This is a genomic window from Shinella sp. WSC3-e (assembly GCF_945994535.1).
GTDB classification, from domain to species: domain Bacteria; phylum Pseudomonadota; class Alphaproteobacteria; order Rhizobiales; family Rhizobiaceae; genus Shinella; species Shinella yambaruensis.
Genome location: NZ_OZ000530.1, coordinates 2891871 through 2914091, shown reverse-complemented (window position 1 = coordinate 2914091; position 22221 = coordinate 2891871). Strand labels below are relative to the sequence as shown.

The following is a 22221-nucleotide window of genomic DNA, read 5'->3' as shown; positions in this document are numbered from 1 at the left end:
ATTCTTAAGAAAGGGTTAATCTCCACAATTCTTTCGGGACAGGCCGTGCGTGGGGCGGCGGCGAGCAAAAAAAGAGCCGCGGGAAGCGGCTCTCAAGGTAAAACAGGGAGAAAAATCAGACCGAAACCCCGGGGGGTGAAAATGTCTGAATCCGGAAGGACCGGATGCACAAGTAATAACAGGGAAGGCTTAATGGCCGGTTAACTTTATTGGTGGTTTGCTCGTGCCTGTGCCTTTTCGGCAAGGCTGCGGCAATCCGGCACAGGTTCAGCGGAACAGGTTTTCCGCCGCCGAGCGGCTCGCGCCCTTCTTCAGCTTCTCCGCCTCCAGCCGTTCGATTTCCGCGCGCAGGAGGTCGATTCGGGCGGCAAGCTCGTCGACGGAAAGCAGCGAGAGGTCGCTGCCGATCTCATGGGCGATCTTCTTCACGGGGCGATCGTCTTCGAAAAAGCTCATGCGGGGCGCTCCTCCTGTTGCTCGTCGGCGGCCTGCGGCTGGGCGAGGGCGCGCGGCGAAAGCTGTAGGCTTTCCGGCGTGGTGAGCGTGCCGGGGTTGAGGGTCGTGTAGGTCTCGCGCATCTCGGCCGGCAGCGCGGCGCGGCGGCGGCTGCGGAAGATGGCGTAGACGGTGATGAGGATATGCGCACAGCAGGTGACCATGAAGAGCGCATAGGGGCCGACCGCGGACATGATCGGGCCGCCGAGCGTCGGGCCGATGATCGTGCCGACGCCGTAGAGCAGCAGGAGGCCGCCGGAGACCTTGACGAAGTCCTCGGGGCTGGCGAAGTCGTTGGCGTGCGAGACGGCGATCGGGTAGAGCGCGTTCGCCATTGCGCCGTAGAGGGCCGTCAGCACCAGAAGCACGATGACGGAGGCCGGCTGGAAGACGAAGAGCGACAGGCCCGCCGCCGCGGCAATGGCCGAGAGGGCCGCGAGCACGATGCGCCGGTCGACCCGGTCGGACAGACGGCCGGCGGGCAGCTGCATGACGGCGCCGGCGAAGATGGCGACGCTCATCATGATGGCGATCGTGCTGGAGGTGAGGCCGGCATTGGCGCCGAAGACCGCGCCGAGCGTGCCGAAGGCGCCATTGGCGATGCCGATCAGCACGATGCCGACGCTCGCGACCGGCGAGGTGCGGTAGAGGGCGGGGATGTCGAGCCTGACCTGCTTCAGCGGCTGCGGCGAGGCGGCGGTGGAGAGCGTTGTCGGCAGCATGGCGAGGCAATAGAGGATGCCGGCGAACATGAAGAGCATCGGCGTCGTGACGTCGCCCAGCGCCACGGTCATCTGGCCGCCGACGGTGCCGACGAGGGTGATGGCGATGTAGAGTGAGAAGATCAGCCCGCGGCTTTCATTGGTGGCGCGCTCGTTCAGCCAGCTTTCGATGATCATCGAGGTGCCGGCGATCGAGAAGCCGGTGACGGCGCGCAGCGCGATCCACCAGACCGGATCGACCAGCATGCCGGTGAGCAGCGCGATGATGGCGATCAGCGAGGCGAAGCCGGAAAAGGCGCGCACATGGCCGATGCGCTTGACCACGGTGGGCGCCAGAAGGCAGCCTAGAACGAAACCGGATGCCCAGGACGTGCCGAGCAGGCCGAGCATCGTCGTCTCATAACCTTCGAAGGCGCCGCGCATGGGCAGGAGCAGGCCGTGCAGGCCGTTCCCGAGGAAGAGGAACAACGTGCCCATGAGAAGCGCGAAGACGGAAATGAGGTTTTTACGCATGAGGTTTTCGTGAGTTTCGCCAATGGGTAAGGAATAGCGTACCTGCCACCGATTGCCAGATGCAAAGCGCGCGGGCGAGCGATTTTCAGGCGCCACGCTGATCGCTTGGAAAAGTGTCTGAGGTGTGACAGGAAGGGCGGAGAAAGGCCGCCATGTCGAAAATCCTGCCCGCCCTGCTTCTCGCCGTCATGCTGCTGCATCTCGTCCGGCCCCTCGGCCTGCCGGGGTTGAGACGGCGCGCGGATTTCTGGAAGATCGCCGTCGTCGCCATTGCCTTGATGATGCTGACCGTGCTGATCCGGCCGTAACAAGATGTTGCCCAACAGGACCTGCCGCGACCAGAAGGCCGCAAACCTCTCCTCGTCATGGTCGGGCCTGACCTGATCATCCATCCTCCGGGCGCGATGGTGGCTCCTCGGCTCGGAGGCCGAGGATGACGGCAGTGGGCGGCGCGAGGGTTGCTGCTGGATCCTGAAACGCAAAAGGGCCACCCGAAGGTGGCCCCCATGAGGTTTGGTCCGGTGCGGACCCGGGCCTTGCGGCCCGAAGGAAGGCGGGGATCAGAACGAGGGCTGCCTCGTTGCGTTCACCACAATTCCCATGCCCGAAGCCAAGACCGAAATCTCATTAGACATTGGATCACCTTCCTTTCTCAACGTTGACGATAAGAGGAATGTAAGCGATCCGACGCCAAGCGCAAGGGTTCTGCCGTTATTTCTGCTGGTGCAGGACGTCGACGCCCGGCAGGGGCTTGCCTTCCATCCATTCCAGGAACGCGCCGCCGGCGGTCGAGACATAGGTGAAATCATCCGCGACGCCGGCATGGTTGAGGGCGGCAACGGTATCGCCGCCGCCGGCGACGGAAACCAGCTTGCCTTCCTTGGTGCGGGCAGCGGCGTGTTTGGCGGCGGAGACCGTCGCGGCGTCGAAGGGCGCGATCTCGAAGGCACCCAGCGGGCCGTTCCAGACGAGCGTCGCGGCGCGCGAGATCCAGGCATTGACCGCCTCGACCGTCTTCGGACCGACATCGAGCATCATGGCATCGGCCGGGATGGCGTTGACGTCGACCACCTGGTTCTCGGCATTGGCCTTGAACTCGCGGGCGACGACGCCGTCTTCCGGCAACACGATGGCGCAGGTGGCGGTCGCCGCCTCGATCATGATCTGCTTGGCGGTGTCTGCAAGATCATGCTCGCAGAGCGACTTGCCGACATTGGTGCCGCGGGCGGCGAGGAAGGTGTTCGCCATGCCGCCGCCGATGACCAGCGCGTCGACCTTCTTCACGAGGTTCATCAGGAGGTCGATCTTGGTGGAGACCTTCGCCCCGCCGACGATGGCGACGACCGGACGGGCCGGGTTGCCGAGGCCCTTCTCGAGGGCTTCCAGCTCGGCCTGCATGGTGCGGCCGGCATAGGCGGGCAGGAGGTACGCCAGGCCCTCGGTGGAGGCATGGGCGCGGTGGGCGGCGGAGAAGGCGTCGTTGACGAAGATGTCGCCGTTTGCGGCCAGAGCGGCGGTGAAGTCCGGGTTGTTCTTCTCCTCGCCCTTGTGGAAGCGGGTGTTTTCCAGAAGCAGGACATCGCCGTTACCCATGGCGGCGATGGCGGCGGCGGCCGGCTCGCCGGTGCAATCGGCGGCAAAGCCGACCTTCCTGCCGAGGACGTCGTTGACGGCGGGCAGGATCTGCTCCAGCGACATTTCAGTGACGACCTCACCCTTCGGGCGGCCGAAATGGGCGAGGAGGATGACCTTCGCGCCCTTTTCCGAGAGTTCGCGGATGGTCGGGGCGACGCGTTCGATGCGGGTCGCATCGGTGACCTTGCCGTCCTTGACCGGAACGTTGAGATCGACGCGGACGAGCACGCGCTTGCCGGCGATGTCGGTGAGGTTGTCGAGGGTCTTGAAGGTCATGAGGAGTGGGCTCCCGTCAAAGTCTTGTAAATAGGGTGGGGTAGTCGGTCACGAAGCCGTCGGCATCGACCGGAAGCTCCGCGCTGAATGTGCGATCCGCCGCTTCATAGAGGTAACGGCTCGCCGGCGCGAGGCAGGTATAGTGCTGGCCGTCCACGAAGGGCATGAACGTATCGAACGGGACGTAGACCATGGCCAGCGTCGTTTTCCCATGTTCGACGGAAAGACCCAGCCGCCGGATCGGCAACGTGTTGGTGAAGGGCGAGCCGGCGAGATCGATGTCCATGCAGCCATCGAAGGCGGGAAGGGGTTTTCCGTCCTCTCCGCTCCAGCGGCCTTCGCCATCCGATGTCATCGCGATGCGCCGGCCGGCCATGTCTTCGACGAGGAAGGCGCGGACGCGCCAGGCGGTATCGAGATCGATGCGGTAGCGAACGCCGAAGGGCCGGTTGCCGTGGTCGCCGATCACGGTGCTTTCGGCCCGAAGGCCGCCATCGACGGCGCGCACGGTCAGGTGTTCCAGCCCCTCGCCCTCCAACGGACGCCAGCGGACCGTCTTGAGGACAAGGGGCGGGAACATGTTTGGCGTCCTTAGATCAGCTTGCCGAGGGCAACGGCCGTGTCGGACATGCGGTTCGAGAAGCCCCACTCGTTGTCGTACCAGGAAAGGATGCGCACGAGGTTGCCGTCGAGGACCTTGGTCTGGTCGGCGGCGAAGTTCGAGGAGTGGCTGTCGTGGTTGAAGTCGATCGAGACCAGCGGGCCGGTGACGTAGTCGAGGATGCCCTTCAGCTCGCCTTCGGCGGCTTCCTTGATGGCGGCATTGACTTCCTCGGCGGTGACGTTGCGCTTCGGCACGAACTTCAGGTCGACGACCGAGACGTTCGGGGTCGGCACGCGGATGGCCGAACCGTCGAGCTTGCCTTTCAGCTGCGGCAGCACGAGGCCGACGGCCTTGGCGGCGCCGGTCGAGGTCGGGATCATCGACAGGGCCGCCGCGCGGGCGCGGTAGAGATCCTTGTGCATGGTGTCGAGGGTCGGCTGGTCACCCGTGTAGGAGTGAACCGTCGTCATGTAGCCCTTCTCGATGCCGAAGGCCTTGTCGAGCACGTAGGCGACCGGAGCAAGGCAGTTCGTCGTGCACGAGGCGTTGGAGATGACGAGGTCGTCCTTGGTCAGCGTGTTGTGGTTGACGCCGTAGACGATGGTCTTGTCGGCGTTGTCGCACGGGGCCGAGACGATGACGCGCTTGGAGCCGTTGGCGAGGTGCGCGCCGGCCTTTTCCTTCGTCGTGAACAGGCCGGTGCATTCCAGCGCGATATCGACGTCGCCCCAGGGCAGTTCCTTCGGGTCGCGGATGGCGGTGACGCGGATCGGGCCGCGGCCGACGTCGATCGTGTCGCCGGAAACGGTGACGGTGCCCGGGAACTTGCCGTGCACGGAATCATAGCGAACGAGATGCGCGTTGGTCTCGACCGGGCCGAGGTCGTTGACGGCGACGACCTCGATGTCGGTGCGGCCGGATTCGACGATGGCGCGCAGAACGTTGCGGCCGATGCGGCCAAAACCGTTGATGGCAACTTTCACAGTCATGTGGGGTCTCTCCCTATCAATAAACGTTTGGCGGGGTAGGGCGCGGCGGGCCGCGCCTTACGCACTCAGGCGAGCTTGGCTTCCGCGGCGGCGACGACGGCCTCCGGCGTGATGCCGAAGTGCTTGTAGAGGTCCTTGTAGGGACCGGACGCGCCGAAGGAGGACATGCCGATGAAGGTGCCGTCCGAGCCGATGAAGTGATCCCAGCCCTGGCGGATGCCGGCTTCAATGGCGATCTTGACCGGCGAATTGCCGATGACCGCCTGCTGGTAGGCTTCCGGCTGCTCGGCGAAGAGCTCGACGCAGGGAACCGAGACGACGCGGGTCGAAACGCCCTTGGCCGACAGCGCCTGCTGGGCCTTCACCGCGATCTCGATTTCCGAGCCGGAGGCGAACAGCGTCACCTTCGCGTCGCTGGCGGAGACGAGATCGTAAGCGCCGCGGGCGCAAAGATTCTCTTCCTCGTATTCCAGACGCACCGGCATCAGGTTCTGGCGGGTCAGCGCGATGGCCGACGGGCGGTTGTGGCTTTCCAGCGCAAGCTGCCAGCATTCGGCCGTTTCCGTGGCGTCGGCCGGGCGGAAGACGAGCAGGTTCGGGATGGCGCGCAGCGCCGCCATGTGCTCGACCGGCTGGTGCGTCGGGCCGTCCTCGCCAAGGCCGATGGAATCGTGCGTCAGGACGTGGATGACGCGGATGCCCATCAGCGCGGCAAGGCGGATCGACGGGCGGCAGTAATCGGAGAAGATCAGGAAGCCGCCGGAATAGGGGATGAGGCCGCCATGCAGCGCCATGCCGTTCATCGCCGCCGCCATGCCGTGCTCGCGCACGCCGTAATGGATGTAGCGGCCGGAGAAGTCGGTCGGGGTGATCGACTTGGTCTGGCTGGTCTTGGTGTTGTTCGAGCCGGTGAGGTCGGCCGAGCCGCCGATGGTTTCGAGGAGAACGCCGTTGATGACTTCGAGGGCGTCTTCCGAAGCCTTGCGGGTGGCCGGGTTCGGTTTGGTTTCGGCAAGCTTCTTCTTGTAGGCGGCAATCGCCGGTTCGAGGCCGCTCTCGAGGTCGCCGGCAAAGCGGCGGACGAACTGGGCCTTCTTCTCGGCGTCCGTCTTTTCGAGACGCGCTTCCCATTCCTTGTGCGTCTTGGCCGAGCGCAGGCCCGCGAGACGCCAGGCGTCGAGCACGTCGGAGGGCACGACGAAGGCTTCCGATTCCCAGTTCAGCGCCTTGCGGGTGGCGGCGATCTCTTCCGCGCCGAGCGGCGAACCGTGCACCTTGTGCGTGCCGGCCTTGTTCGGGGCGCCCCAGCCGATCGTCGTCTTGCAGGCGATCATGGTCGGCTTGTCGGACTTCTGCGCCACTTCGATCGCCGCGGCGATCGCATCCGGATCATGGCCGTCGACGGCGATCGTGTTCCAGTTCGAGGCGCGGAAGCGGGCGTGCTGGTCGGTCGAGTCGGCGATCGAGATCGGGCCGTCGATGGAGATGTTGTTGTCGTCCCAGAACACGATCAGCTTGTTGAGCTTCAGGTGGCCGGCGAGCGAGATTGCTTCCTGGCTGATCCCCTCCATGAGGCAGCCGTCACCTGCAAGAACGTAGGTGTAGTGTTCGATGAGGTCGGAACCGAACTCGTCGCGCAGCTTGCGTTCGGCGAGCGCCATGCCGACGGCGTTGGCGATGCCCTGGCCGAGCGGACCGGTGGTCGTCTCGATGCCGGCGGCGTGGCCGTATTCCGGGTGGCCGGCGGTCCTGGCGCCGAGCTGGCGGAAGTTCTTGATCTCGTCGATCGTGATGTCCTCGTAGCCCGTCAAGTACAGGAGCGAATAGAGGAGCATCGAGCCGTGGCCGGCCGACAGCACGAAGCGGTCGCGGTTCGGCCAGGACGGCGTCTTCGGATCGAAGGAGAGGAAGCGGGTGAAAAGAACCGTTGCGATGTCTGCTGCGCCCATGGGCAGGCCGGGGTGACCCGAGTTCGCCTTTTCCACGGCATCCATGGAAAGGAAGCGAATTGCGTTCGCCATCCGGTCGTGTTTTTCGCGAGAGATCATGACTGTTCCGTATTCTTCGGGGTTCAGGGCCGCTGCCCTTTCGGGCATCGGTTAGGAAGCGGGGTGACACATAGCAGGTGCACCGTCGGAGTCAACGAATTCGGCGGTTTTTCCGGCCTTTGAAGGCCGATTCCGCCGGCTTTTTTAGCGTTTTCGAAAGGGTGCGGGAGGGGGCTTGCGCTCCCTGCGGGAACGCTGATCCACAGGGGCTTTCCCGCGTGCACGGCCGCGCTGTTGACGCTCGGGCCCGCAGTTGAATACTGTCAACGCAAGAGAACCGGCGCTGGCGGCGGCGATTCGCGTTTTTTGAGAGTGCCGGTGAAGGCTTTATGACGAACGGGGAAACAGTCAGGGCGGCGATCGAGGAACTTCGCAGGGCGATACTCAGCCTCGACAATGCGCTCGACATGCGCTTCGACCGCGAGCGCGACCATGGCGAGGTCGAAGGCGAGGTGCGGCGGGTGAATGCCGACCGCTCGCGGCTCGCCCAAGAGCTCGACCAGTCCGAATTCCGTGCAAATCGCCTGGAGGAGGTCAACCGCGAGGTCTCCCGGCGGCTCGTCACGGCCATGGAAACCATCCGGGCCGTGCTCGACCGCTAGTCCCCGCAATCAGGAAAATCCGCATGGCACAGGTAACCGTACAGATCGATGGCAAGGCCTATCGCATGGCCTGCGAAGAGGGCCAGGAGGCGCATCTCGAAGAGCTCGCCTCCGGCTTCGATCAATATGTCGGGCACCTGAAGAGCCAGTTCGGCGAGATCGGCGACCTGCGCCTGACCGTCATGGCCGGCATCATGGTCATGGACGAGCTCAACGACGTCAGGCGCCGGCTGACCAAGCTGGAGGCGGAGACCGAGGACCTGCGCAAGGGCCGCGAAGGCGTGATGAGCGAGGTTTCCCGCAACGAGGATGCGATCGCCCAGGCGCTCGGTGAGCTGACCAGCCAGATCCAGGGCATGGCTGCGAAACTGTCCGGCAAGCCGCCGGTCAACTGAGCGGCAGAATTGCCACTGGCGAAGACGCCGGTTTGCGCCTATATATCGGATGCGATCTGCGCTTCCCGACAGGAACCACAATCCCTGGGGCCATACTCGATCCAAAGGGAGCTGTCCCTGACCCGGCCCGTGGGCTTGGTCACACGGTGCCCACCTACGTTTGTAGGCACCCAGGATCGTAACTCTCCATCGGTCGTCGCGGATCGTGCTTGTTCTAAAGCATGTTGCGCAAAAGTGCGCAGCGGTTTTGCGGCAACGACATGCGAAAAAACAGGGAGCTAAAGCGCAAGGAGCGAATCTGAAAGATCGCGGCGCGCTTTAGATTGCCAGCCGTTCGATGCGCTTGAACACGCCCTGGATTGTGCGGCTTTTCCCCTGGATCGGCTCGATCCTCATCTTCATCAGAAGCTCGTCGTCCGTGTTCAGGCGCATGCGGATGTTGAACGTCTTTCCGGAATAGGTCTTCCGCGTTCCCCGTTTCCAGAATCCGGCACCGCTTGCGGTGTCACGATCGCCGGTCTCCGCAAGTGCCGTCCAGTCGTTGTTGGCGATGATCTGGAGGGAGGCGCCGTTTTGGCGAATGGTGATGCGGCAGCTCGGGCATTCACCCGCATTCGAGGCGATCTGCTGCCACTCGCCGTGGAAGGCGTCTTCGGCGGCCACAGGCGCGGCAAATCCCGATATGCAGAATAAGGCTGCCGCCACCAGAAAACGCCGCATGCCCAAGTCCTTTCGTCGTCTCGCCTCGGTGTAATCTAGGCGTGTGACGGTGGCTTCGCGAGTCCCTCCAGCGTGTTTGTCGATCTATGGTTAAGGCACAAAAGAAAGGCCGCCCCGAGGGCGGCCTTCATGACGGAAGGGCAGTGCTTCTTGACAGGCCTCAAGCAGCCGCCTTCAGTTCCTTGTCGATCATGGCGCGCAGGCTGCCGAGGTCCTTGGCGAAGGCGCGGATGCCTTCGGAGAGCTTTTCGGTCGCCATGGCGTCTTCGTTCAGCATCCAGCGGAAGGCCTTCTCGTCGATCTTGATCGGCGAGACCCTGGCGACCTTTTCCGGCGAGAGCTTGCGCTCCAGCGTGCCTTCGGCGGCGTCGAGCTCTTCGAGCAGTGCCGGGCTGATCGTCAGGCGGTCGCAGCCGGCAAGGGCTTCGATCTCGCCGGTGTTGCGGAAGGAGGCGCCCATGACGATCGTGTCGATGCCGTTAGACTTGTAGTAGTCGTAGATGGCGCGGACGGAGAGCACGCCCGGATCCTCTTCCGCCGTGAAGGTCTTGCCGCTGGCCTTGACGTGCCAGTCGAGGATGCGGCCGACGAAGGGCGAGATGAGGAAGACGCCGGCATCGGCGCAGGCGATGGCCTGCGCCTTGTTGAAGAGCAGCGTCAGGTTGCAGTCGATGCCGTCCTTCTGGAGGACTTCCGCGGCGCGGATGCCTTCCCAGGTGGAGGCGAGCTTGATGAGGATGCGGTCGCGGGTGATGCCACGCGCCTCATAGGCCTTGATGATTTCGCGGCCCTTGGCGATGGAGGCTTCGGTGTCGAAGGAGAGGTCGGCGTCGACTTCGGTCGAGACGCGGCCGGGCACGAGTTCGGCAAGCGCCGCGCCGACGGAGATGGCAAGGCGGTCGGCCACGGCCGAGACGACGCCCTCGCGGTTGCCGCCCTGCGACTGGCCCCAGCGGATGGCTTCCGTGACGGTGTCGGCGAACATCGGCGTGCCGAGTGCCTTCAGGACGATCGTGGGGTTGGTGGTGCAATCGACCGGCTTCAGGCGGCGCACGGCTTCGATGTCGCCGGTGTCTGCCACGACGGTCGTCATCGCACGAAGTTGTTCAAGCTTGGACGTCATATCCGAAATCCCGAATGGTTGTTGCTGGGCCGCCGGGCGCTGGAACGCTCGGGCCCTCCTCCATGTTCCTGTGATAGCGCGCGCGGCGACCGTGCTTCCTGTTTCAGTCGCCGTGCGGGCCGGCACAACCAATCCGCCGACGGAATGCCGCCAGCCGATATGACGCGGACTATCATCGCTTCCGCGGGGAAAAGTCAAGCACTTTTGATCAATCTCTTGAACATATGTCGCATTTTTTGTTTCCTGTGTTATGGTGCGATCGAATATTGCAGAGAAAGATGGAGGCGACGTGGCAAGGCTCCGGCGCGACACACATACGGCCTATTCGGAATCGGCGGCACTGCGCCTGCGGGCGGCCTGGCTCTATTACAACCAAGGCCTCACCCAGAAGGACGTGGCGGAGAAGATCGGCGTCAGCCGCACCACGGTCATCCGCATGCTGGACGAGGCGCTGAAGCGCTCCGAGGTGCAGATCTGGATCAACGAGGGTGTCGCCGATTGCGTCGAGCTCGCCGTGCGGCTGGAGAAGGCCTATGGGCTCGACGAGGCCGTGGTGGTGCCGGCGGCCGACAGCGCCGAGGCGACCGCCAAGGGCGTGGGCCTCGCGCTCGGCCAGTTTCTCACCGAGGCGATCCCGGACGATTGCACGATCGGCGTCGGCTGGGGACGTACGCTCACCGCCTCGCTCGCCAGCTTCCGTCCGGCGCGGCGCGAACGGGTGAAGGTCGTCTCGCTGCTCGGCGGGGTCGTCGAGGCGCACCATATCAACCCGATCGAATACACCTGGCGGCTGGCGAGCCAGCTCGGCGCGGAGTGCTACCTGTTCCTGGCGCCGCTGCTCGTCGATTCGCGGGAGACCAAGCGCAGCCTCATCGAGAAATGCGGCCTGAAGATGCTGTTCGAACTGGCGGAGAACATGGATATCGCCGTCGTCAGCTGCGGCGACATCGGCCCGCGCTCTAGCTCGCTCTCGCGCGATTTCATCGCCCGCCACGAGCTGGAGGAGCTGATCGCGGCCGGCTGCGTCTGCGATACGATGTGCAATTTCCTCGACGCCGAGGGCCATACGATCGACCACCCGATCCGCCACCGGGTCATGTCCATCGACCTCGACACGGTCAGCAAGGCGCGTCACATCGTGCTCGTCTCGGGCGGCGCGCATCGCGCGCCGGCGATCCGCGCCACCATCCGCAGGGTCGGCTGCAACACGCTGATCACCGACGAGGGGGCGGCGCTCGCCATGCTGCGGCTGGCGGAGGCTTCCGCCGCCGCATAGGGCCCTAGATCAGCCTGAGGCGGACGGCGCGGGTGATCGCGCCGGTGATGTTGCGGGCGCCGAGCTTTTCGATGGCGCTGCGCATGGCGTCCGTCACGCGCGTCATGGCGATGTCGGTTTCGAGCACGATATCGGCCGGCGTCCTGCCGTTGGCGGCAAGTTCTAGGCACCGCTTTTCGATCTCGGTCAGCTCGGGGAGGGGGGAAAGATCATTTTCCGAGGACATGCGCCCCGCTTAAACGCTGCAGCCTGCCGCCGAAAGCACAAGCTGTCCCAATGCTTAACGGGCCGGCCCGGCTTTTCGCCGCCTTGTCCCGATGTGGCACAGCCGCCTTTCCCGCGTGCCAGTCGGCTTCTGCGACGTCCCGCCGTCGCAACCGGGATGGGGATTTGCCTTCCGGCGCTGCTAGCTGGTAAGCCACGCGCAGCAAGGCTGGAGACGACAGTGACACCGAAGGAACAGAAGGCGGCGATCCGCAACGAGCGGCTGGCGCTGCGCGATGCCATGGCGCCCGAGGCGCGTATCGAGGGCAGCCTTGCCATGGTGGAGCTTGCGGGCGACTGCATCGCATTTGCGCCTGGCACGGTGATTTCGGGTTTCTGGCCGATCCGTTCGGAGGCCGATATCCGCCCGCTGATGGCGCATCTTCGCACGCGCGGGGCGCGGCTTTGCCTTCCCGTCGTGCTCGACCGCGAGACGATCATCTTCCGGGAACTGGCCGTCGGCGCGCCGGTGGTCAAGACCGGCTTCGGCACGACCGGGCCGGGGCCGGACGCGGCGGTGCTCGATCCCGATATCCTCCTCGTGCCGCTCTCCGCCTTCGACCGGGCAGGCCACCGCATCGGCTACGGCGCCGGCCACTATGACCGGGCGATCGATCGCCTCAAGGCAAAAGGCCGTGTGCCGAGGCTGATCGGCATTGCTTTCGATTGCCAGGAAGTGGCATCAGTACCCGCGGAGCCGCACGACGTCGCGCTGGACGCGATCCTCACCGAAAGCGGCCTTCGTTTGTTCCAACAGGTTTCATAAGGTTCTTCGATGCGTTTTCTCTTTCTCGGCGACATGGTGGGCAAGACCGGGCGGACCGCCGTCTGGCAGCGCCTGCCGGGGCTGATCAGCGATCTCAAGCTGGATTTCGTCGTCGTCAACGGGGAGAACGCGGCCGGCGGCTTCGGCATCACGGAAGACATCTTCCTCGAGACGATCAATGCCGGCGCGGACGTCGTGACGACCGGCAACCACGTCTGGGACCAAAAGGAGGCCGTGACCTTCGCCAGCCGGCACGACCAGTTCCTGCGCCCCGCCAACTATCCCGCCGGCACGCCCGGCCGCGGCGCCAATCTCTTCATTGCGCGGAACGGCGCGCGCGTGCTCGTCGCCAACATCATGGGCCGGGTCTTCATGCATCCGGAACTCGACGACCCCTTCACCGCGGGCGAGACGATCCTCGCCTCCTGCCCGCTCGGCGAGCAAGCCGACGCCGTGATCTTCGATTTCCACGCGGAGGCGACCAGCGAGAAGCAGTGCTTCGGTCATTTCGTCGATGGCCGCGCCAGCGTCGTCGTCGGCACGCACACCCATGTGCCGACCGCCGATTGCCAGATCCTCAACGGCGGCACCGGCTACATGTCGGATGCCGGCATGTGCGGCGACTACGATTCCTCCCTCGGCATGGAGAAGGAGGAGCCGCTCAACCGCTTCATCTCAAAGATGCCGAAAGGCCGCTTCGAGGCGGCCTCCGGGCCGGCGACGATCTGCGGCCTGGCGGTCGATATCTCCGATCGCACCGGCCTTGCCGAAAAGATCGCGCCGCTTCGCCTCGGCCCGCGCCTTGCCGAAACCCTGCCGGATTTCTGGACCTAGAGAAATTCCAGCAAAAGTGCGAAGCGGTTTTGCGTCCGGAATTGCGACAAAACAAAAGGTTGAGTGTTTTCGCCGGAAAAGCGGAAACGCTCTGACGTCAGATCATGTGGCGCAGGTGATCGGCCGAGCCGTCGGTGAAGGTCAGGTGTGCCTTCACGCCGACATCCGGCTCCTCGTCCGGGTTGAAGTTGGCCTTGGCGATCTCCCAGCCGAATTTCAGCTTGCTGCCCGTCGAGGCCCAGACTTCCGCGTCCTCGATCTCCAGCGCCAGCATGGTGAGCTTCGGGTCGTCCTTGCCATGGTCGAACCAGGCTTCGACGATGGAGCTCCAGTATTCGTCGACCTTGATCGGATCCTTGCGCACGGAGATGCGGCCCGCAAGGCAGGCATGATAGTCATGGTCCTTGCCGACCACGCAGAAATGGGCGCGGGCGCCCGGTGAAATCGCCTCGACGATCTCCGCATCGGTCTTGGTGAAGAACCAGATCGTTGCGGTCTGGCGGTCGAGCTGCGGGGCCATCGGCTGCATGTGCATGTGGCTTCCGTCGACGCCGAGCATGCCGGCATGGATCCTGTCGATCTCGTCGAAAAGCTGCTCCTTCGGGTTTTCGCGTGCCTGGGTGAGGTTGGACATGGTTGCTCCTCGCAATCGTTGGATTGATGGACGGGGAACGTGAGGCGGCGGGCAAGGTTCCGCTCAACAAGCGCTCAACGGATTGTGATCGGCCGGCCCGCCGCACAATCTCGACCCATCGGCCCCGCGGGCGCATAGTCGCGCCGACCAATGAACGGAGCCGCCCATGCCGCATCTCCTGCTCATTCCGTTGATCCTTGCCGTCCTTGCGGTCTTCGCCGCTCCGCGGGCCTCGCTCGCGCAGGCCGAAACGCCGGTCAGCCAGTGCCAGATGATCGCGCGCTCGCTTCCCGCCGTCACCTTCGCCAGTTTTTCGGCAAGCGCCGCCTTGCGGGCTCAGGCGAAGGCGAACGAGGAGGTGCGCATCACCTATGTCGGCCATTCGACCTTCTTCATCGAGACGCCGGGCGGCGTGAAGATCGCGACGGACTATAACGGCTGGTACAAGCCGCCGGCGCTGCCGACCGTGGTGACGATGAACAAGGCGCATTCCAGCCACTACACGACGAACCCGGAGCCGGGCATCGAATATGTGCTGCACGGCTGGCAGGACGGTTCGGAGAAGGGCGCGGACCATGATGTCGTGGTGGGCGACACCTATATCCGCAACGTGCCGACCGATATCCGCGGCTGGGGCGGGGCGATGGAGCCGAACGGCAATTCCATCTTCATCTTCGAGGTGGCGGGCCTGTGCATCGGCCATCTCGGCCACCTGCATCATGAGCTGACGGAGAAGCAATATGCCGAGATCGGCCGGCTCGACGTGTTGATGGTGCCGGTGGATGGCGGGCTGACCATGGGCGCGGAGAGCATGAGCCGTGTCGTGCAGCGCCTGCGCTCGGCGCTGATCCTGCCGATGCACCGCCGCGGGCCGCCGATCAGCCAGTTCCTCTCCATGTTCGGCGAGGGCTTCGACGCGGTGACCGATGACGATGCGACGGTCACAGTGTCGATCCGCAACTTGCCCAAGCGGCCGACGATTCATATTCTCTCCGGCGTCTGATGCCCGGAGTTTTTCATGCGTTTCCTTCTTGCCGTGCCCGCCGTCCTGCTCTCCTCCGCCCTTGCCTTCGCAAGCAGCGCGCCGACGCCGGGCGGTCCCGGCGCGGAGTCGGGTCAGCCGCGGGAGATCGTGACCCAGCCGGTGGAAAAGCTGCCCACACGCACCTTCGGCGTGGCGCAAAGTTTCGTCATGCCGTCCGGCAATATCGGCTGCATCTACATTCCCGAGGGCGGCACGGAGACCTACCAGCCGGCCGATGGCGGTCCGGAACTCTCCTGCGACCGGGTGGAGCCGAAATATGTGCGCGCGACGCTAGGCCGGAGCGGCAAGGCGGTGGTGCGCACCAATGTCGGCGACCAGGGATGCTGCGGCGGCGACAGGACCATACCCTATGGAGAAACCTGGTCGGCCGGCCCCTTCACCTGCTATTCGGAGCGCACGGGGCTGACCTGCGAGCGCAATGACGGTCATTCCTTCCTCTTGAGCCGTGCCCGCCTGCGCGCCGACTGAAACCGGCCGTCGCTTTGTTCGCCGGACTGCTGGACGTGCGGCGGCAATGAAATTATAAGGCGGCATTCCGAAAATCGGGGCGGCAGGGCGACGCTTTACCGCGGCGACACGCTCCGCACACAGCCGGCGACCAAAGAAACGGGCGCCGAACAGATGAGACAGGGGTGCCATGGCTGGCCATTCACAGTTCAAGAATATCATGCACCGCAAGGGTCGGCAGGACGCCGTGCGGTCGAAAATGTTCTCCAAGCTCGCCCGTGAAATCACGGTTGCGGCAAAGACGGGCCTGCCCGACCCGGCGATGAACGCCCGCCTGCGCCTGGCGATCCAGAACGCCAAGGCGCAGTCCATGCCGAAGGACAATATCGAGCGCGCCATCAAGAAGGCGTCCGGCGCAGACAGCGAGAACTACGAGGAAGTCCGCTACGAGGGTTACGGCCCGGGCGGCGTCGCCGTCATCGTCGAGGCGTTGACCGACAACCGCAACCGCACCGCCTCCTCCGTCCGCTCGACCTTCTCCAAGGCCGGCGGCGCGCTCGGCGAAACCGGCTCGGTCTCCTTCTCCTTCGATCGCGTCGGCGAGATCACCTACAAGCTGTCGGCCGGTGACGCGGACGCCGTCATGGAAGCTGCCATCGAGGCCGGGGCCGAGGACGTGACGACCGACGAGGACGGCCACACGATCATCTGCGGCTTCGAGGATATCGGCGAGGTCTCCAAGGCGCTGGAAGACAAGCTCGGCGAAGCCGAGACGGTCAAGGCGATCTGGAAGGCGCAGAACACGGTGCCGGTCGACGAGGAGAAGGCGCAGTCGCTGATGAAGCTCATCGACACGCTGGAAGACGACGACGACGTGCAGAACGTCTATTCGAACTTCGAGGTCTCCGACGAGGTGATGGCCAAGCTTTCGGCTTGACGAGACAGGAAATCGCGGCTGCTCCTCATCCGGCCTGCCGGCCACCTTCTCCCCGCAGGCGGGGAGAAGGGACAAGCCGCTGGGCTTTCCTCAAACGCGATACCTATTTGTCTTGGAAAAGGGGGGGCATCCCTTCCTTCTCCCCGCTTGCGGGGAGAAGGTGCCGGCAGGCGGATGAGGGGCGGTTTTACGCCACGCTCTCCCCTTATACCGCCTCAGCCAGCGCCTCCCGCGCCTCGGCGAAGAGCCGCACCGATTTCAGCCGCGCCTCCATGTCGTAGACCGGCATCGACACGATCAGTTCGTCCGCCCCGGTCAGCGCTAGGAAATCGGCGATGCGGCGCCTGATCGTCTCCGGCCCGCCGACCACCGCATATTGCAGCGTGTGCCCGACCATGATGCGCTCCTCGCCGCTCCAATGCGGGTCCATATCGTCGACCGGGGGCGGAAACGCTCCGGGCGTGCCGCGGCGCAGGCGCACGAAGGATTGCTGCATGGACGTGAAGAGATAATCGGCCTCCGCGTCCGTATCGGCGGCCGCGCCCATCACGCCGACCATGACATGCGGCTTGTCGAGGTGCTGCGAGGGCTCGAAGCGCTCGCGGTAGATTTCGAGTGCCGTCAGCAGCATGTCCGGTGCGAAATGCGAGGCGAAGGCGAAGGGTAGGCCCAGCATGCCGGCAAGATGCGCCGAATAATGGCTGGAGCCGAGCAGCCAGACCGGCACGTTGCTGTCCGCGCCGGGAATGGCGATGACCTTCTGCGCGGGGCTTGCCGGCCCCATCAGCTGCATCAGCTCGACGACGTCCTGCGGGAAGTTGTTGGCGGCGCTGTCGAGGTTGCGGCGGAGCGCCTGCGCGGTGCGCATGTCGGTGCCGGGCGCACGGCCAAGGCCGAGATCGATGCGATCCGGAAAGAGCGCGGCGAGCGTGCCGAACTGTTCGGCGATGACGAGCGGTGAATGGTTCGGCAGCATGATGCCGCCGGAGCCGACGCGGATCTTTTCCGTGCCTGCGGCGACGTGCTGGATGACCAGAGACGTGGCGGCGCTGGCGATGCCGCGCATGCCGTGGTGCTCGGCGAGCCAGAAGCGCTTGTAGCCGTGCGCTTCGGCTTCCTGCGCGAGGCGCCGGGAGTTCTCGAGCGACTGGGCGACGGTGCCGCCTTCGATGATCGGGGAAAGATCGAGGATGGAGAAGGGCACCATGGCCGCGGCCTCTTTGTAAGCGGATTTGATTGTGCTCCCATGTAGGTTCAGTTTCGTGAAATCCAAGCGATGGCCCGAGGGTTTTCGCGGCGCCGGATGGAATTGCCGGTCTGTTTTTGTTTTGTTCACATTTCGCTGGCAGGGTCCGGCCGACGGGATTAGGGTTTCGCCATGCAGGAAACGATTCGCATCATCGGCATCGATCCGGGGCTTCGCCGCACCGGCTGGGGCATCATCGAGACGCTCGGCAATTCGTTGCGCTTCGTTGCGTCCGGCACCGTGACCTCCGATGGCGACATGGACCTTGCCTCCCGCCTCTGCCAGCTGCATGACGGCCTTTCGGAGGTCGTGCACGGCTATCAGCCGCACGAGGCCGCCGTGGAGCAGACCTTCGTCAACAAGGATGCGACGGCGACCCTGAAACTCGGCCAGGCGCGCGGCATCGCCATGCTGGTACCGGCGCGCGCGGGCCTGCGCGTGGCGGAATATGCGCCGAACGCGGTGAAGAAGGCCGTCATCGGCGTCGGGCACGGTGAAAAGCAGCAGATCCACATGATGCTGAAGGTGCTGATGCCGAAGGCGACCTTCACCGGCAACGACGCTGCCGACGCGCTCGCCATCGCCATCTGCCACGCCCACAACCGCCAAGGGCTTTCCGGTCGCCTCGCCAAACTCGCGGGCTGATTTGTTCTTGACTTGTTCCGGTCTGGCCGTTAAGTAATACCTCGGAGGTATTACTATGCGCGTGACGGAAAAAGGCCAGGTGACGATCCCCAAACCCATCCGCGACCGGCTTGCCATCGAGCCTGGCTCGGAAGTGGATTTCGTCGTGTCGGATGAAGGTGTGATGCTCGTCAAGGTTGGCGACGGCAAACCCGGCTTTGATGATTTCGAAGCCTGGGCGGCCAGTGTCCAGGGCACCTGGGATCTGGACGGCATGACGCCGGACGAATATTTCGAATGGCTGCGGGGGCCGCGTGATGACCTCGACCGTCGTTGATACGAATATCCTCATCGACATGGTGGGCCCGGATCGGCCACAGCGGGACTGGTCCTTCAACGCGCTGAAGCGATGCTTGGAAGAGGGGGAACTGGTCCTCAATCCCATCGTCTGGTCGGAGCTTGCGACCTCGCCGCTCAGCGAACTGGAACTCAACCTCGCCTTCGGCTGGCTGCGCATGCGGCGCGAACCTCTGTCCTACGAAGCCGCCTTCGCCGCAGGCAAGGCACATTATGCCTATCGCCGGGCTGGCGGGTTGCGCGAGCGCACGCTTCCCGATTTCCTGGTCGGCGCGCAGGCGGAAGCGCGGGGCCATCGCCTGCTCACCCGCGATGCCGCGCGCTATCGCAGCTATTTCCCCGCGCTCGACATCATCTCCCCCGAAACCCATCCCTGACGGATTTTCTCATGATCGGCAAACTCAAGGGCACAATCGACGAGATCGGCGAGGACCATGTGGTCGTCGACGTGCACGGCGTCGGTTACGTCGCCTTCTGCTCGGCGCGCACGCTCGGCAAGCTCGGTTCGAGCGGCGAGGCGGCGGTGCTGTTCATCGAGACCTATGTGCGGGAGGACCAGTTCAGGCTGTTCGGCTTCCTGACGGCGCTGGAGCGGGAGTGGTTCCGGCTGCTGCAGAGCGTGCAAGGCGTCGGCTCCAAGGTGGCGCTGGCCGTTCTCTCGACCCTGACGCCAGGGGAACTCGCCAACGCCATCGCGCTGCAGGACAAGACGGCGGTTTCGCGCGCGCCGGGCGTCGGGCCGAAGGTGGCGGTGCGCATCATCACGGAACTGCGCAACAAGGCGCCGGCCTTCGCGGGGGAGGCGTCCGCCTCGATCGGGCTCAAGCAGGAGCTCGGCGAGGGCGTCGCCTCCGCGCCGGTTTCCGATGCCGTCTCGGCGCTGACCAATCTCGGCTATTCGCGCGACCAGGCGGCCAATGCGGTCGCGGCGGCGCTGAAGAATGGCGGGGAGGGGGCCGACAGCGCCAAGCTCATCCGCCTCGGCCTCAAGGAATTGTCGCGGTGATGCGGTTGCCTTCCTTGGCCGACAATGGGATTAGGCGCTCATGAACGACGAGAACAGACTGCTTTCGCCGGAAAAGCGCGGCGAGGACATCGATACCGCCTTGCGGCCGCAGACGCTGGACGATTTCACCGGCCAGGCGGAGGCGCGCGCCAACCTGAAGATCTTCATCGAGGCGGCGAAGAACCGCGGCGAGGCGCTCGACCATGTGCTGTTCGTCGGGCCGCCCGGCCTCGGCAAGACGACGCTGGCGCAGATCATGGCGAAGGAGCTCGGCGTCAATTTCCGCTCGACCTCCGGTCCCGTCATCGCGAAGGCCGGCGACCTTGCGGCGCTGCTCACCAATCTCGAAGAGCGCGACGTGCTTTTCATCGACGAGATCCATCGTCTCAACCCGGCCGTCGAGGAAATCCTCTATCCGGCCATGGAGGATTTCCAGCTCGACCTCATCATCGGCGAAGGCCCGGCTGCCCGCTCGGTGAAGATCGACCTGTCGAAATTCACCCTCGTCGCCGCCACCACGCGGCTCGGCCTCCTCACCACGCCGCTGCGCGACCGCTTCGGCATCCCGGTGCGGCTGAACTTCTACACCGCCGAGGAACTGGAATTGATCGTGCGCCGCGGTGCGCGGTTGATGGGCCTCGGCATGACGGAAGAGGGCGCGCGCGAGATCGCGCGGCGCGCGCGGGGCACGCCGCGCATCGCCGGCCGGCTGCTCCGCCGCGTGCGCGATTTCGCCGAAGTGGCGCGGGCCGAGGCGGTGACGCAAAAGATCGCCGACGAGGCGCTGACGCGGCTGCTGGTCGACAATATGGGTCTCGACCAGCTCGACCGGCGCTATCTGTCGATGATCGCGCACAATTTCGGCGGCGGGCCTGTCGGCATCGAGACCATCGCGGCGGGGCTTTCCGAACCGCGCGACGCGATCGAGGACATCATCGAGCCCTACATGATCCAGCAGGGTTTCATCCAGCGCACGCCGCGCGGCCGTGTTTTAACCGTAAATGCCTGGAAACATATGGGCCTGACGCCGCCGAAAGACCTGGAGGCGACGCAGTTCAGGCTGTTTTCCGAGGACGATTGAGTGATCACCCGCCGCGGTTTGCTGAAGGCTTTTGGAGGCTTCATCGCCGCGGGGTTCGCTTCCTCCGCCTATGCGGTGGGCGTCGAGCCGATGCTGCGGCTGCGCACGGTGACCTACCGGATCGTGCCGCCCGGCTGGCCGACGGGCCAGACGCTGCGCCTCGTCGCGCTTGCCGATATCCATGCCTGCGAGCCTTGGATGAGCGCTGCGCGCATCCGCGGCATCTGCGAACATGCCAACACGCTCGGCGGCGATATCGTCCTGCTGCTCGGTGACTACCTTTCGAGCATGCGGGCCGTCTGGGGCAAGGTGCCGCCGGCCGATTGGGCCGCGGCGCTGTCGATCCTGAAGGCTCCGCTCGGCGTGCACGCGGTGCTTGGAAATCACGACTGGTGGGACGACCTGGAAGCGCAGGCGGCCGGCGGCGGGGAAACGTTCAGCCATCGCATGCTTCGCGAGGCCGGCATCGCGGTCTATTCCAACCGGGCCGTGCGGATCGAGACAATGACGGGCGCGTTCTGGCTCGCCGGCCTCGAGGACCAGATCGCGCTTCGGCCGGGCCGGCAATGGAATCGCGGCGGCTTCGTCGGGCTGGATGACCTGCCGGGAACGCTCGCGCAGGTGACGGACGACGCGCCGCTCATCCTCATGGCGCACGAGCCGGATGTTTTCCCGCGGGTGCCGCCCCGGGTTTCCCTGACACTCTCGGGGCATACGCATGGCGGGCAGGTACGCCTTTTCGGCTACTCGCCCATGGTTCCCTCCGCCTATGGCAACCGCTATGCCTACGGTCATGTCGTCGAAGACGGTCGGCACCTCTGCGTCTCCGGCGGCCTCGGCTGCTCGATCGCGCCGATCCGTTTCGGCTCACCCCCGGAAATCATGGTCGTCGAACTCGGCTGAGCGTGAAACCCTTGCAATTGCCGGCGCTTTGCGGGAGAGAGGCGGAAATTCTTGCCGGACGGGGCCATGACGGATTTCGACCACTATCTTTCAGGCGAACTGAGCGAAGCGGGCCATCGGCTCGCGCAGCGGGTCTATTACGAGGACACGGACTTCTCCGGCGTCGTCTATCACGCCCGCTACCTGCATTTCCTGGAGCGCGGGCGCACGGACTACCTGCGGCTGCTCGGGATCGAACAGGGCAGCCTCATTCTGGAAGAGGACCGCGAGGGACTGGTCTTCGTCGTGCATCGCATGGAGATCGACTTCCGGCTGCCTGCGCGCATGGACGATATCCTGACGATCCTCACCGCCACCGAAAAGGCCGGCGGGGCGAAGATGATCCTCAACCAGGAAATCCGCAGGGGCGAGCAATTGCTGATCGCGGCACGCGTCATCATCGCCGTCATCAATGCGGCGGGCCGGCCGCGGCGGCTGCCGGAGGGGCTGGCGGCGCGGTTCCTTGCGAGGGCAGGGCGCGTTGCCGGCGCGCATTAGCAGTAACACTCTCTTAACCATAATGATGTCTTACTCGCTTCATGAGGATTTTGTGCACTGCACGTCATCCTTTAACCAAAATTGCCGTCAAGAAGGCAGGTTGTAAGCGTTTGACCGGCATGGCGGCCGGCGGCATCAACCG

27 protein-coding genes and 1 other RNA gene are annotated in these 22221 nt (G+C 64.8%); 17 read left to right on the top strand and 11 right to left on the bottom strand.

The window, feature by feature from the left end:
• Nucleotides 1-267 precede the first annotated feature (267 nt).
• Together AABF56_RS14490 and AABF56_RS14485 are read right to left on the bottom strand one after the other, a co-directional pair.
• Nucleotides 268-456: a DUF1192 domain-containing protein gene (locus AABF56_RS14490; RefSeq protein WP_064331139.1), complete on the bottom strand. Its 189-nt coding sequence runs from the start codon at nucleotides 454-456 to the stop codon at nucleotides 268-270.
• Nucleotides 453-1730, bottom strand: a complete 1278-nt coding sequence (locus tag AABF56_RS14485) for an MFS transporter (protein ID WP_272806455.1) — start codon at nucleotides 1728-1730, stop codon at nucleotides 453-455. Before AABF56_RS14485 ends, AABF56_RS14490 begins: the two co-directional genes overlap by 4 nt.
• A 152-nt stretch (nucleotides 1731-1882) precedes the next feature.
• On the opposite strand from AABF56_RS14485, the gene AABF56_RS14480 reads away from it, so the two are divergent.
• Nucleotides 1883-2038, top strand: a complete 156-nt coding sequence (locus AABF56_RS14480; protein WP_244768316.1) for a hypothetical protein — start codon at nucleotides 1883-1885, stop codon at nucleotides 2036-2038.
• Between the two features lie 403 nt (nucleotides 2039-2441).
• Here AABF56_RS14480 and AABF56_RS14475 read toward each other — a convergent pair whose 3' ends face one another.
• The 4 genes from AABF56_RS14475 to tkt all read right to left on the bottom strand — a co-directional run bounded on the left by AABF56_RS14475 (nucleotide 2442) and on the right by tkt (nucleotide 7282).
• On the bottom strand, nucleotides 2442-3641 hold the full coding sequence (locus tag AABF56_RS14475; protein ID WP_272806454.1) for a phosphoglycerate kinase: 1200 nt from the start codon (nucleotides 3639-3641) through the stop codon (nucleotides 2442-2444).
• A gap of 16 nt (nucleotides 3642-3657) precedes the next feature.
• Complete coding sequence (locus AABF56_RS14470) at nucleotides 3658-4221, bottom strand: putative glycolipid-binding domain-containing protein (RefSeq protein ID WP_272806453.1); 564 nt, start codon at nucleotides 4219-4221, stop codon at nucleotides 3658-3660.
• A gap of 11 nt (nucleotides 4222-4232) precedes the next feature.
• On the bottom strand, nucleotides 4233-5234 hold the full coding sequence (gap, locus tag AABF56_RS14465; RefSeq protein WP_272806452.1) for a type I glyceraldehyde-3-phosphate dehydrogenase: 1002 nt from the start codon (nucleotides 5232-5234) through the stop codon (nucleotides 4233-4235).
• 65 nt (nucleotides 5235-5299) lie between these two features.
• Complete coding sequence (gene tkt, locus AABF56_RS14460; protein WP_272806451.1) at nucleotides 5300-7282, bottom strand: transketolase; 1983 nt, start codon at nucleotides 7280-7282, stop codon at nucleotides 5300-5302.
• 329 nt (nucleotides 7283-7611) lie between these two features.
• Here tkt and AABF56_RS14455 point away from each other — a divergent pair, with 329 nt between their 5' ends.
• From AABF56_RS14455 to ssrS, 3 genes are all read left to right on the top strand, one after another.
• The gene (locus AABF56_RS14455; RefSeq protein WP_037408596.1) at nucleotides 7612-7884 is read left to right on the top strand and encodes a DUF4164 domain-containing protein; all 273 of its coding nucleotides are present in this window, start codon (nucleotides 7612-7614) and stop codon (nucleotides 7882-7884) included.
• A 23-nt stretch (nucleotides 7885-7907) separates the two neighbouring features.
• Nucleotides 7908-8279: a cell division protein ZapA gene (locus AABF56_RS14450; protein ID WP_244768321.1), complete on the top strand. Its 372-nt coding sequence runs from the start codon at nucleotides 7908-7910 to the stop codon at nucleotides 8277-8279.
• 50 nt (nucleotides 8280-8329) lie between these two features.
• A non-coding RNA gene (gene ssrS / locus AABF56_RS14445) (6S RNA) lies at nucleotides 8330-8488 on the top strand.
• A 109-nt stretch (nucleotides 8489-8597) separates the two neighbouring features.
• Here the strand turns inward: ssrS and AABF56_RS14440 are convergent.
• The gene (locus AABF56_RS14440; protein ID WP_272806450.1) at nucleotides 8598-9005 is read right to left on the bottom strand and encodes a hypothetical protein; all 408 of its coding nucleotides are present in this window, start codon (nucleotides 9003-9005) and stop codon (nucleotides 8598-8600) included.
• A gap of 154 nt (nucleotides 9006-9159) precedes the next feature.
• A complete protein-coding gene (gene tal, locus AABF56_RS14435; protein ID WP_272806449.1) occupies nucleotides 9160-10122 on the bottom strand; it encodes a transaldolase in 963 nt (320 codons plus the stop codon).
• Between the two features lie 289 nt (nucleotides 10123-10411).
• On the opposite strand from tal, the gene AABF56_RS14430 reads away from it, so the two are divergent.
• Entirely contained in the window at nucleotides 10412-11398 is a 987-nt protein-coding gene (locus AABF56_RS14430; protein WP_272806448.1) for a sugar-binding transcriptional regulator, read from the top strand.
• A 4-nt stretch (nucleotides 11399-11402) separates the two neighbouring features.
• On the opposite strand, the gene AABF56_RS14425 is transcribed toward AABF56_RS14430, so the two are convergent.
• Nucleotides 11403-11624, bottom strand: coding sequence for a LuxR C-terminal-related transcriptional regulator (locus tag AABF56_RS14425; RefSeq protein ID WP_244768325.1), 222 nt, complete (start codon nucleotides 11622-11624; stop codon nucleotides 11403-11405).
• A 219-nt stretch (nucleotides 11625-11843) separates the two neighbouring features.
• Between AABF56_RS14425 and AABF56_RS14420 the strand changes: the two genes are divergently transcribed.
• Nucleotides 11844-12428: a 5-formyltetrahydrofolate cyclo-ligase gene (locus AABF56_RS14420; protein WP_272806447.1), complete on the top strand. Its 585-nt coding sequence runs from the start codon at nucleotides 11844-11846 to the stop codon at nucleotides 12426-12428.
• Nucleotides 12429-12437: 9 nt separating this feature from the next.
• Nucleotides 12438-13262 (top strand): TIGR00282 family metallophosphoesterase, encoded by an 825-nt coding sequence (locus tag AABF56_RS14415; RefSeq protein WP_244768327.1) that lies wholly within the window; start codon nucleotides 12438-12440, stop codon nucleotides 13260-13262.
• Nucleotides 13263-13359: 97 nt separating this feature from the next.
• Here the strand turns inward: AABF56_RS14415 and AABF56_RS14410 are convergent, their stop codons facing one another.
• The gene (locus tag AABF56_RS14410) at nucleotides 13360-13896 is read right to left on the bottom strand and encodes a pyridoxamine 5'-phosphate oxidase family protein (protein WP_244768328.1); all 537 of its coding nucleotides are present in this window, start codon (nucleotides 13894-13896) and stop codon (nucleotides 13360-13362) included.
• A 166-nt stretch (nucleotides 13897-14062) separates the two neighbouring features.
• Between AABF56_RS14410 and AABF56_RS14405 the strand changes: the two genes are divergently transcribed.
• The 3 genes from AABF56_RS14405 to AABF56_RS14395 all read left to right on the top strand — a co-directional run bounded on the left by AABF56_RS14405 (nucleotide 14063) and on the right by AABF56_RS14395 (nucleotide 16325).
• On the top strand, nucleotides 14063-14899 hold the full coding sequence (locus AABF56_RS14405) for an MBL fold metallo-hydrolase (RefSeq protein ID WP_272806446.1): 837 nt from the start codon (nucleotides 14063-14065) through the stop codon (nucleotides 14897-14899).
• 15 nt (nucleotides 14900-14914) lie between these two features.
• The gene (locus AABF56_RS14400; protein WP_272806445.1) at nucleotides 14915-15409 is read left to right on the top strand and encodes a hypothetical protein; all 495 of its coding nucleotides are present in this window, start codon (nucleotides 14915-14917) and stop codon (nucleotides 15407-15409) included.
• A 169-nt stretch (nucleotides 15410-15578) separates the two neighbouring features.
• Nucleotides 15579-16325: a YebC/PmpR family DNA-binding transcriptional regulator gene (locus AABF56_RS14395; RefSeq protein ID WP_272806444.1), complete on the top strand. Its 747-nt coding sequence runs from the start codon at nucleotides 15579-15581 to the stop codon at nucleotides 16323-16325.
• Between the two features lie 205 nt (nucleotides 16326-16530).
• Here the strand turns inward: AABF56_RS14395 and AABF56_RS14390 are convergent, their stop codons facing one another.
• Complete coding sequence (locus AABF56_RS14390; protein WP_272806443.1) at nucleotides 16531-17532, bottom strand: LLM class flavin-dependent oxidoreductase; 1002 nt, start codon at nucleotides 17530-17532, stop codon at nucleotides 16531-16533.
• Between the two features lie 171 nt (nucleotides 17533-17703).
• Here AABF56_RS14390 and ruvC point away from each other — a divergent pair, with 171 nt between their 5' ends.
• The 7 genes from ruvC (at nucleotide 17704) to ybgC (ending at nucleotide 22079) form a co-directional block, all read left to right on the top strand.
• Nucleotides 17704-18216, top strand: coding sequence for a crossover junction endodeoxyribonuclease RuvC (ruvC, locus tag AABF56_RS14385; RefSeq protein WP_272806442.1), 513 nt, complete (start codon nucleotides 17704-17706; stop codon nucleotides 18214-18216).
• 55 nt (nucleotides 18217-18271) lie between these two features.
• Nucleotides 18272-18532: an AbrB/MazE/SpoVT family DNA-binding domain-containing protein gene (locus tag AABF56_RS14380; RefSeq protein ID WP_064331122.1), complete on the top strand. Its 261-nt coding sequence runs from the start codon at nucleotides 18272-18274 to the stop codon at nucleotides 18530-18532.
• Nucleotides 18513-18929, top strand: coding sequence for a type II toxin-antitoxin system VapC family toxin (locus AABF56_RS14375; RefSeq protein ID WP_272806441.1), 417 nt, complete (start codon nucleotides 18513-18515; stop codon nucleotides 18927-18929). The genes AABF56_RS14380 and AABF56_RS14375 overlap by 20 nt, the downstream gene beginning before the upstream one ends.
• Before the next feature lie 11 nt (nucleotides 18930-18940).
• Nucleotides 18941-19558 carry a Holliday junction branch migration protein RuvA gene (gene ruvA / locus AABF56_RS14370; RefSeq protein WP_064331120.1) on the top strand — a complete coding sequence of 206 codons (618 nt, stop codon included), beginning with the start codon at nucleotides 18941-18943 and terminating at the stop codon, nucleotides 19556-19558.
• 40 nt (nucleotides 19559-19598) lie between these two features.
• Nucleotides 19599-20639 carry a Holliday junction branch migration DNA helicase RuvB gene (gene ruvB, locus AABF56_RS14365; RefSeq protein WP_272806440.1) on the top strand — a complete coding sequence of 347 codons (1041 nt, stop codon included), beginning with the start codon at nucleotides 19599-19601 and terminating at the stop codon, nucleotides 20637-20639.
• Nucleotides 20640-21542, top strand: a complete 903-nt coding sequence (locus AABF56_RS14360; protein WP_272806439.1) for a metallophosphoesterase — start codon at nucleotides 20640-20642, stop codon at nucleotides 21540-21542.
• Nucleotides 21543-21608: 66 nt separating this feature from the next.
• Entirely contained in the window at nucleotides 21609-22079 is a 471-nt protein-coding gene (gene ybgC, locus AABF56_RS14355; protein WP_272806438.1) for a tol-pal system-associated acyl-CoA thioesterase, read from the top strand.
• The last annotated feature ends 142 nt before the right edge of the window (nucleotides 22080-22221 follow it).

What these genes read in the sequence shown, in the direction of transcription:
- AABF56_RS14490 (WP_064331139.1), bottom strand. Translation starts at nt 456, where the DNA reads ATGAGCTTTTTCGAAGACGATCGCCCCGTGAAGAAGATCGCCCATGAG.
- AABF56_RS14475 (WP_272806454.1), bottom strand. Translation starts at nt 3,641, where the DNA reads ATGACCTTCAAGACCCTCGACAACCTCACCGACATCGCCGGCAAGCGC.
- AABF56_RS14400 (WP_272806445.1), top strand. Translation starts at nt 14,915, where the DNA reads ATGCGTTTCCTTCTTGCCGTGCCCGCCGTCCTGCTCTCCTCCGCCCTT.
- AABF56_RS14390 (WP_272806443.1), bottom strand. Translation starts at nt 17,532, where the DNA reads ATGGTGCCCTTCTCCATCCTCGATCTTTCCCCGATCATCGAAGGCGGC.
- AABF56_RS14410 (WP_244768328.1), bottom strand. Translation starts at nt 13,896, where the DNA reads ATGTCCAACCTCACCCAGGCACGCGAAAACCCGAAGGAGCAGCTTTTC.
- AABF56_RS14485 (WP_272806455.1), bottom strand. Translation starts at nt 1,730, where the DNA reads ATGCGTAAAAACCTCATTTCCGTCTTCGCGCTTCTCATGGGCACGTTG.
- gap (WP_272806452.1), bottom strand. Translation starts at nt 5,234, where the DNA reads ATGACTGTGAAAGTTGCCATCAACGGTTTTGGCCGCATCGGCCGCAAC.
- AABF56_RS14425 (WP_244768325.1), bottom strand. Translation starts at nt 11,624, where the DNA reads ATGTCCTCGGAAAATGATCTTTCCCCCCTCCCCGAGCTGACCGAGATC.
- AABF56_RS14375 (WP_272806441.1), top strand. Translation starts at nt 18,513, where the DNA reads ATGACCTCGACCGTCGTTGATACGAATATCCTCATCGACATGGTGGGC.
- AABF56_RS14415 (WP_244768327.1), top strand. Translation starts at nt 12,438, where the DNA reads ATGCGTTTTCTCTTTCTCGGCGACATGGTGGGCAAGACCGGGCGGACC.
- ruvC (WP_272806442.1), top strand. Translation starts at nt 17,704, where the DNA reads ATGCAGGAAACGATTCGCATCATCGGCATCGATCCGGGGCTTCGCCGC.
- AABF56_RS14470 (WP_272806453.1), bottom strand. Translation starts at nt 4,221, where the DNA reads ATGTTCCCGCCCCTTGTCCTCAAGACGGTCCGCTGGCGTCCGTTGGAG.
- tkt (WP_272806451.1), bottom strand. Translation starts at nt 7,282, where the DNA reads ATGATCTCTCGCGAAAAACACGACCGGATGGCGAACGCAATTCGCTTC.
- AABF56_RS14450 (WP_244768321.1), top strand. Translation starts at nt 7,908, where the DNA reads ATGGCACAGGTAACCGTACAGATCGATGGCAAGGCCTATCGCATGGCC.
- AABF56_RS14395 (WP_272806444.1), top strand. Translation starts at nt 15,579, where the DNA reads ATGGCTGGCCATTCACAGTTCAAGAATATCATGCACCGCAAGGGTCGG.
- AABF56_RS14480 (WP_244768316.1), top strand. Translation starts at nt 1,883, where the DNA reads ATGTCGAAAATCCTGCCCGCCCTGCTTCTCGCCGTCATGCTGCTGCAT.
- AABF56_RS14405 (WP_272806446.1), top strand. Translation starts at nt 14,063, where the DNA reads ATGCCGCATCTCCTGCTCATTCCGTTGATCCTTGCCGTCCTTGCGGTC.
- AABF56_RS14380 (WP_064331122.1), top strand. Translation starts at nt 18,272, where the DNA reads ATGCGCGTGACGGAAAAAGGCCAGGTGACGATCCCCAAACCCATCCGC.
- tal (WP_272806449.1), bottom strand. Translation starts at nt 10,122, where the DNA reads ATGACGTCCAAGCTTGAACAACTTCGTGCGATGACGACCGTCGTGGCA.
- ybgC (WP_272806438.1), top strand. Translation starts at nt 21,609, where the DNA reads ATGACGGATTTCGACCACTATCTTTCAGGCGAACTGAGCGAAGCGGGC.
- ruvB (WP_272806440.1), top strand. Translation starts at nt 19,599, where the DNA reads ATGAACGACGAGAACAGACTGCTTTCGCCGGAAAAGCGCGGCGAGGAC.
- AABF56_RS14455 (WP_037408596.1), top strand. Translation starts at nt 7,612, where the DNA reads ATGACGAACGGGGAAACAGTCAGGGCGGCGATCGAGGAACTTCGCAGG.
- ruvA (WP_064331120.1), top strand. Translation starts at nt 18,941, where the DNA reads ATGATCGGCAAACTCAAGGGCACAATCGACGAGATCGGCGAGGACCAT.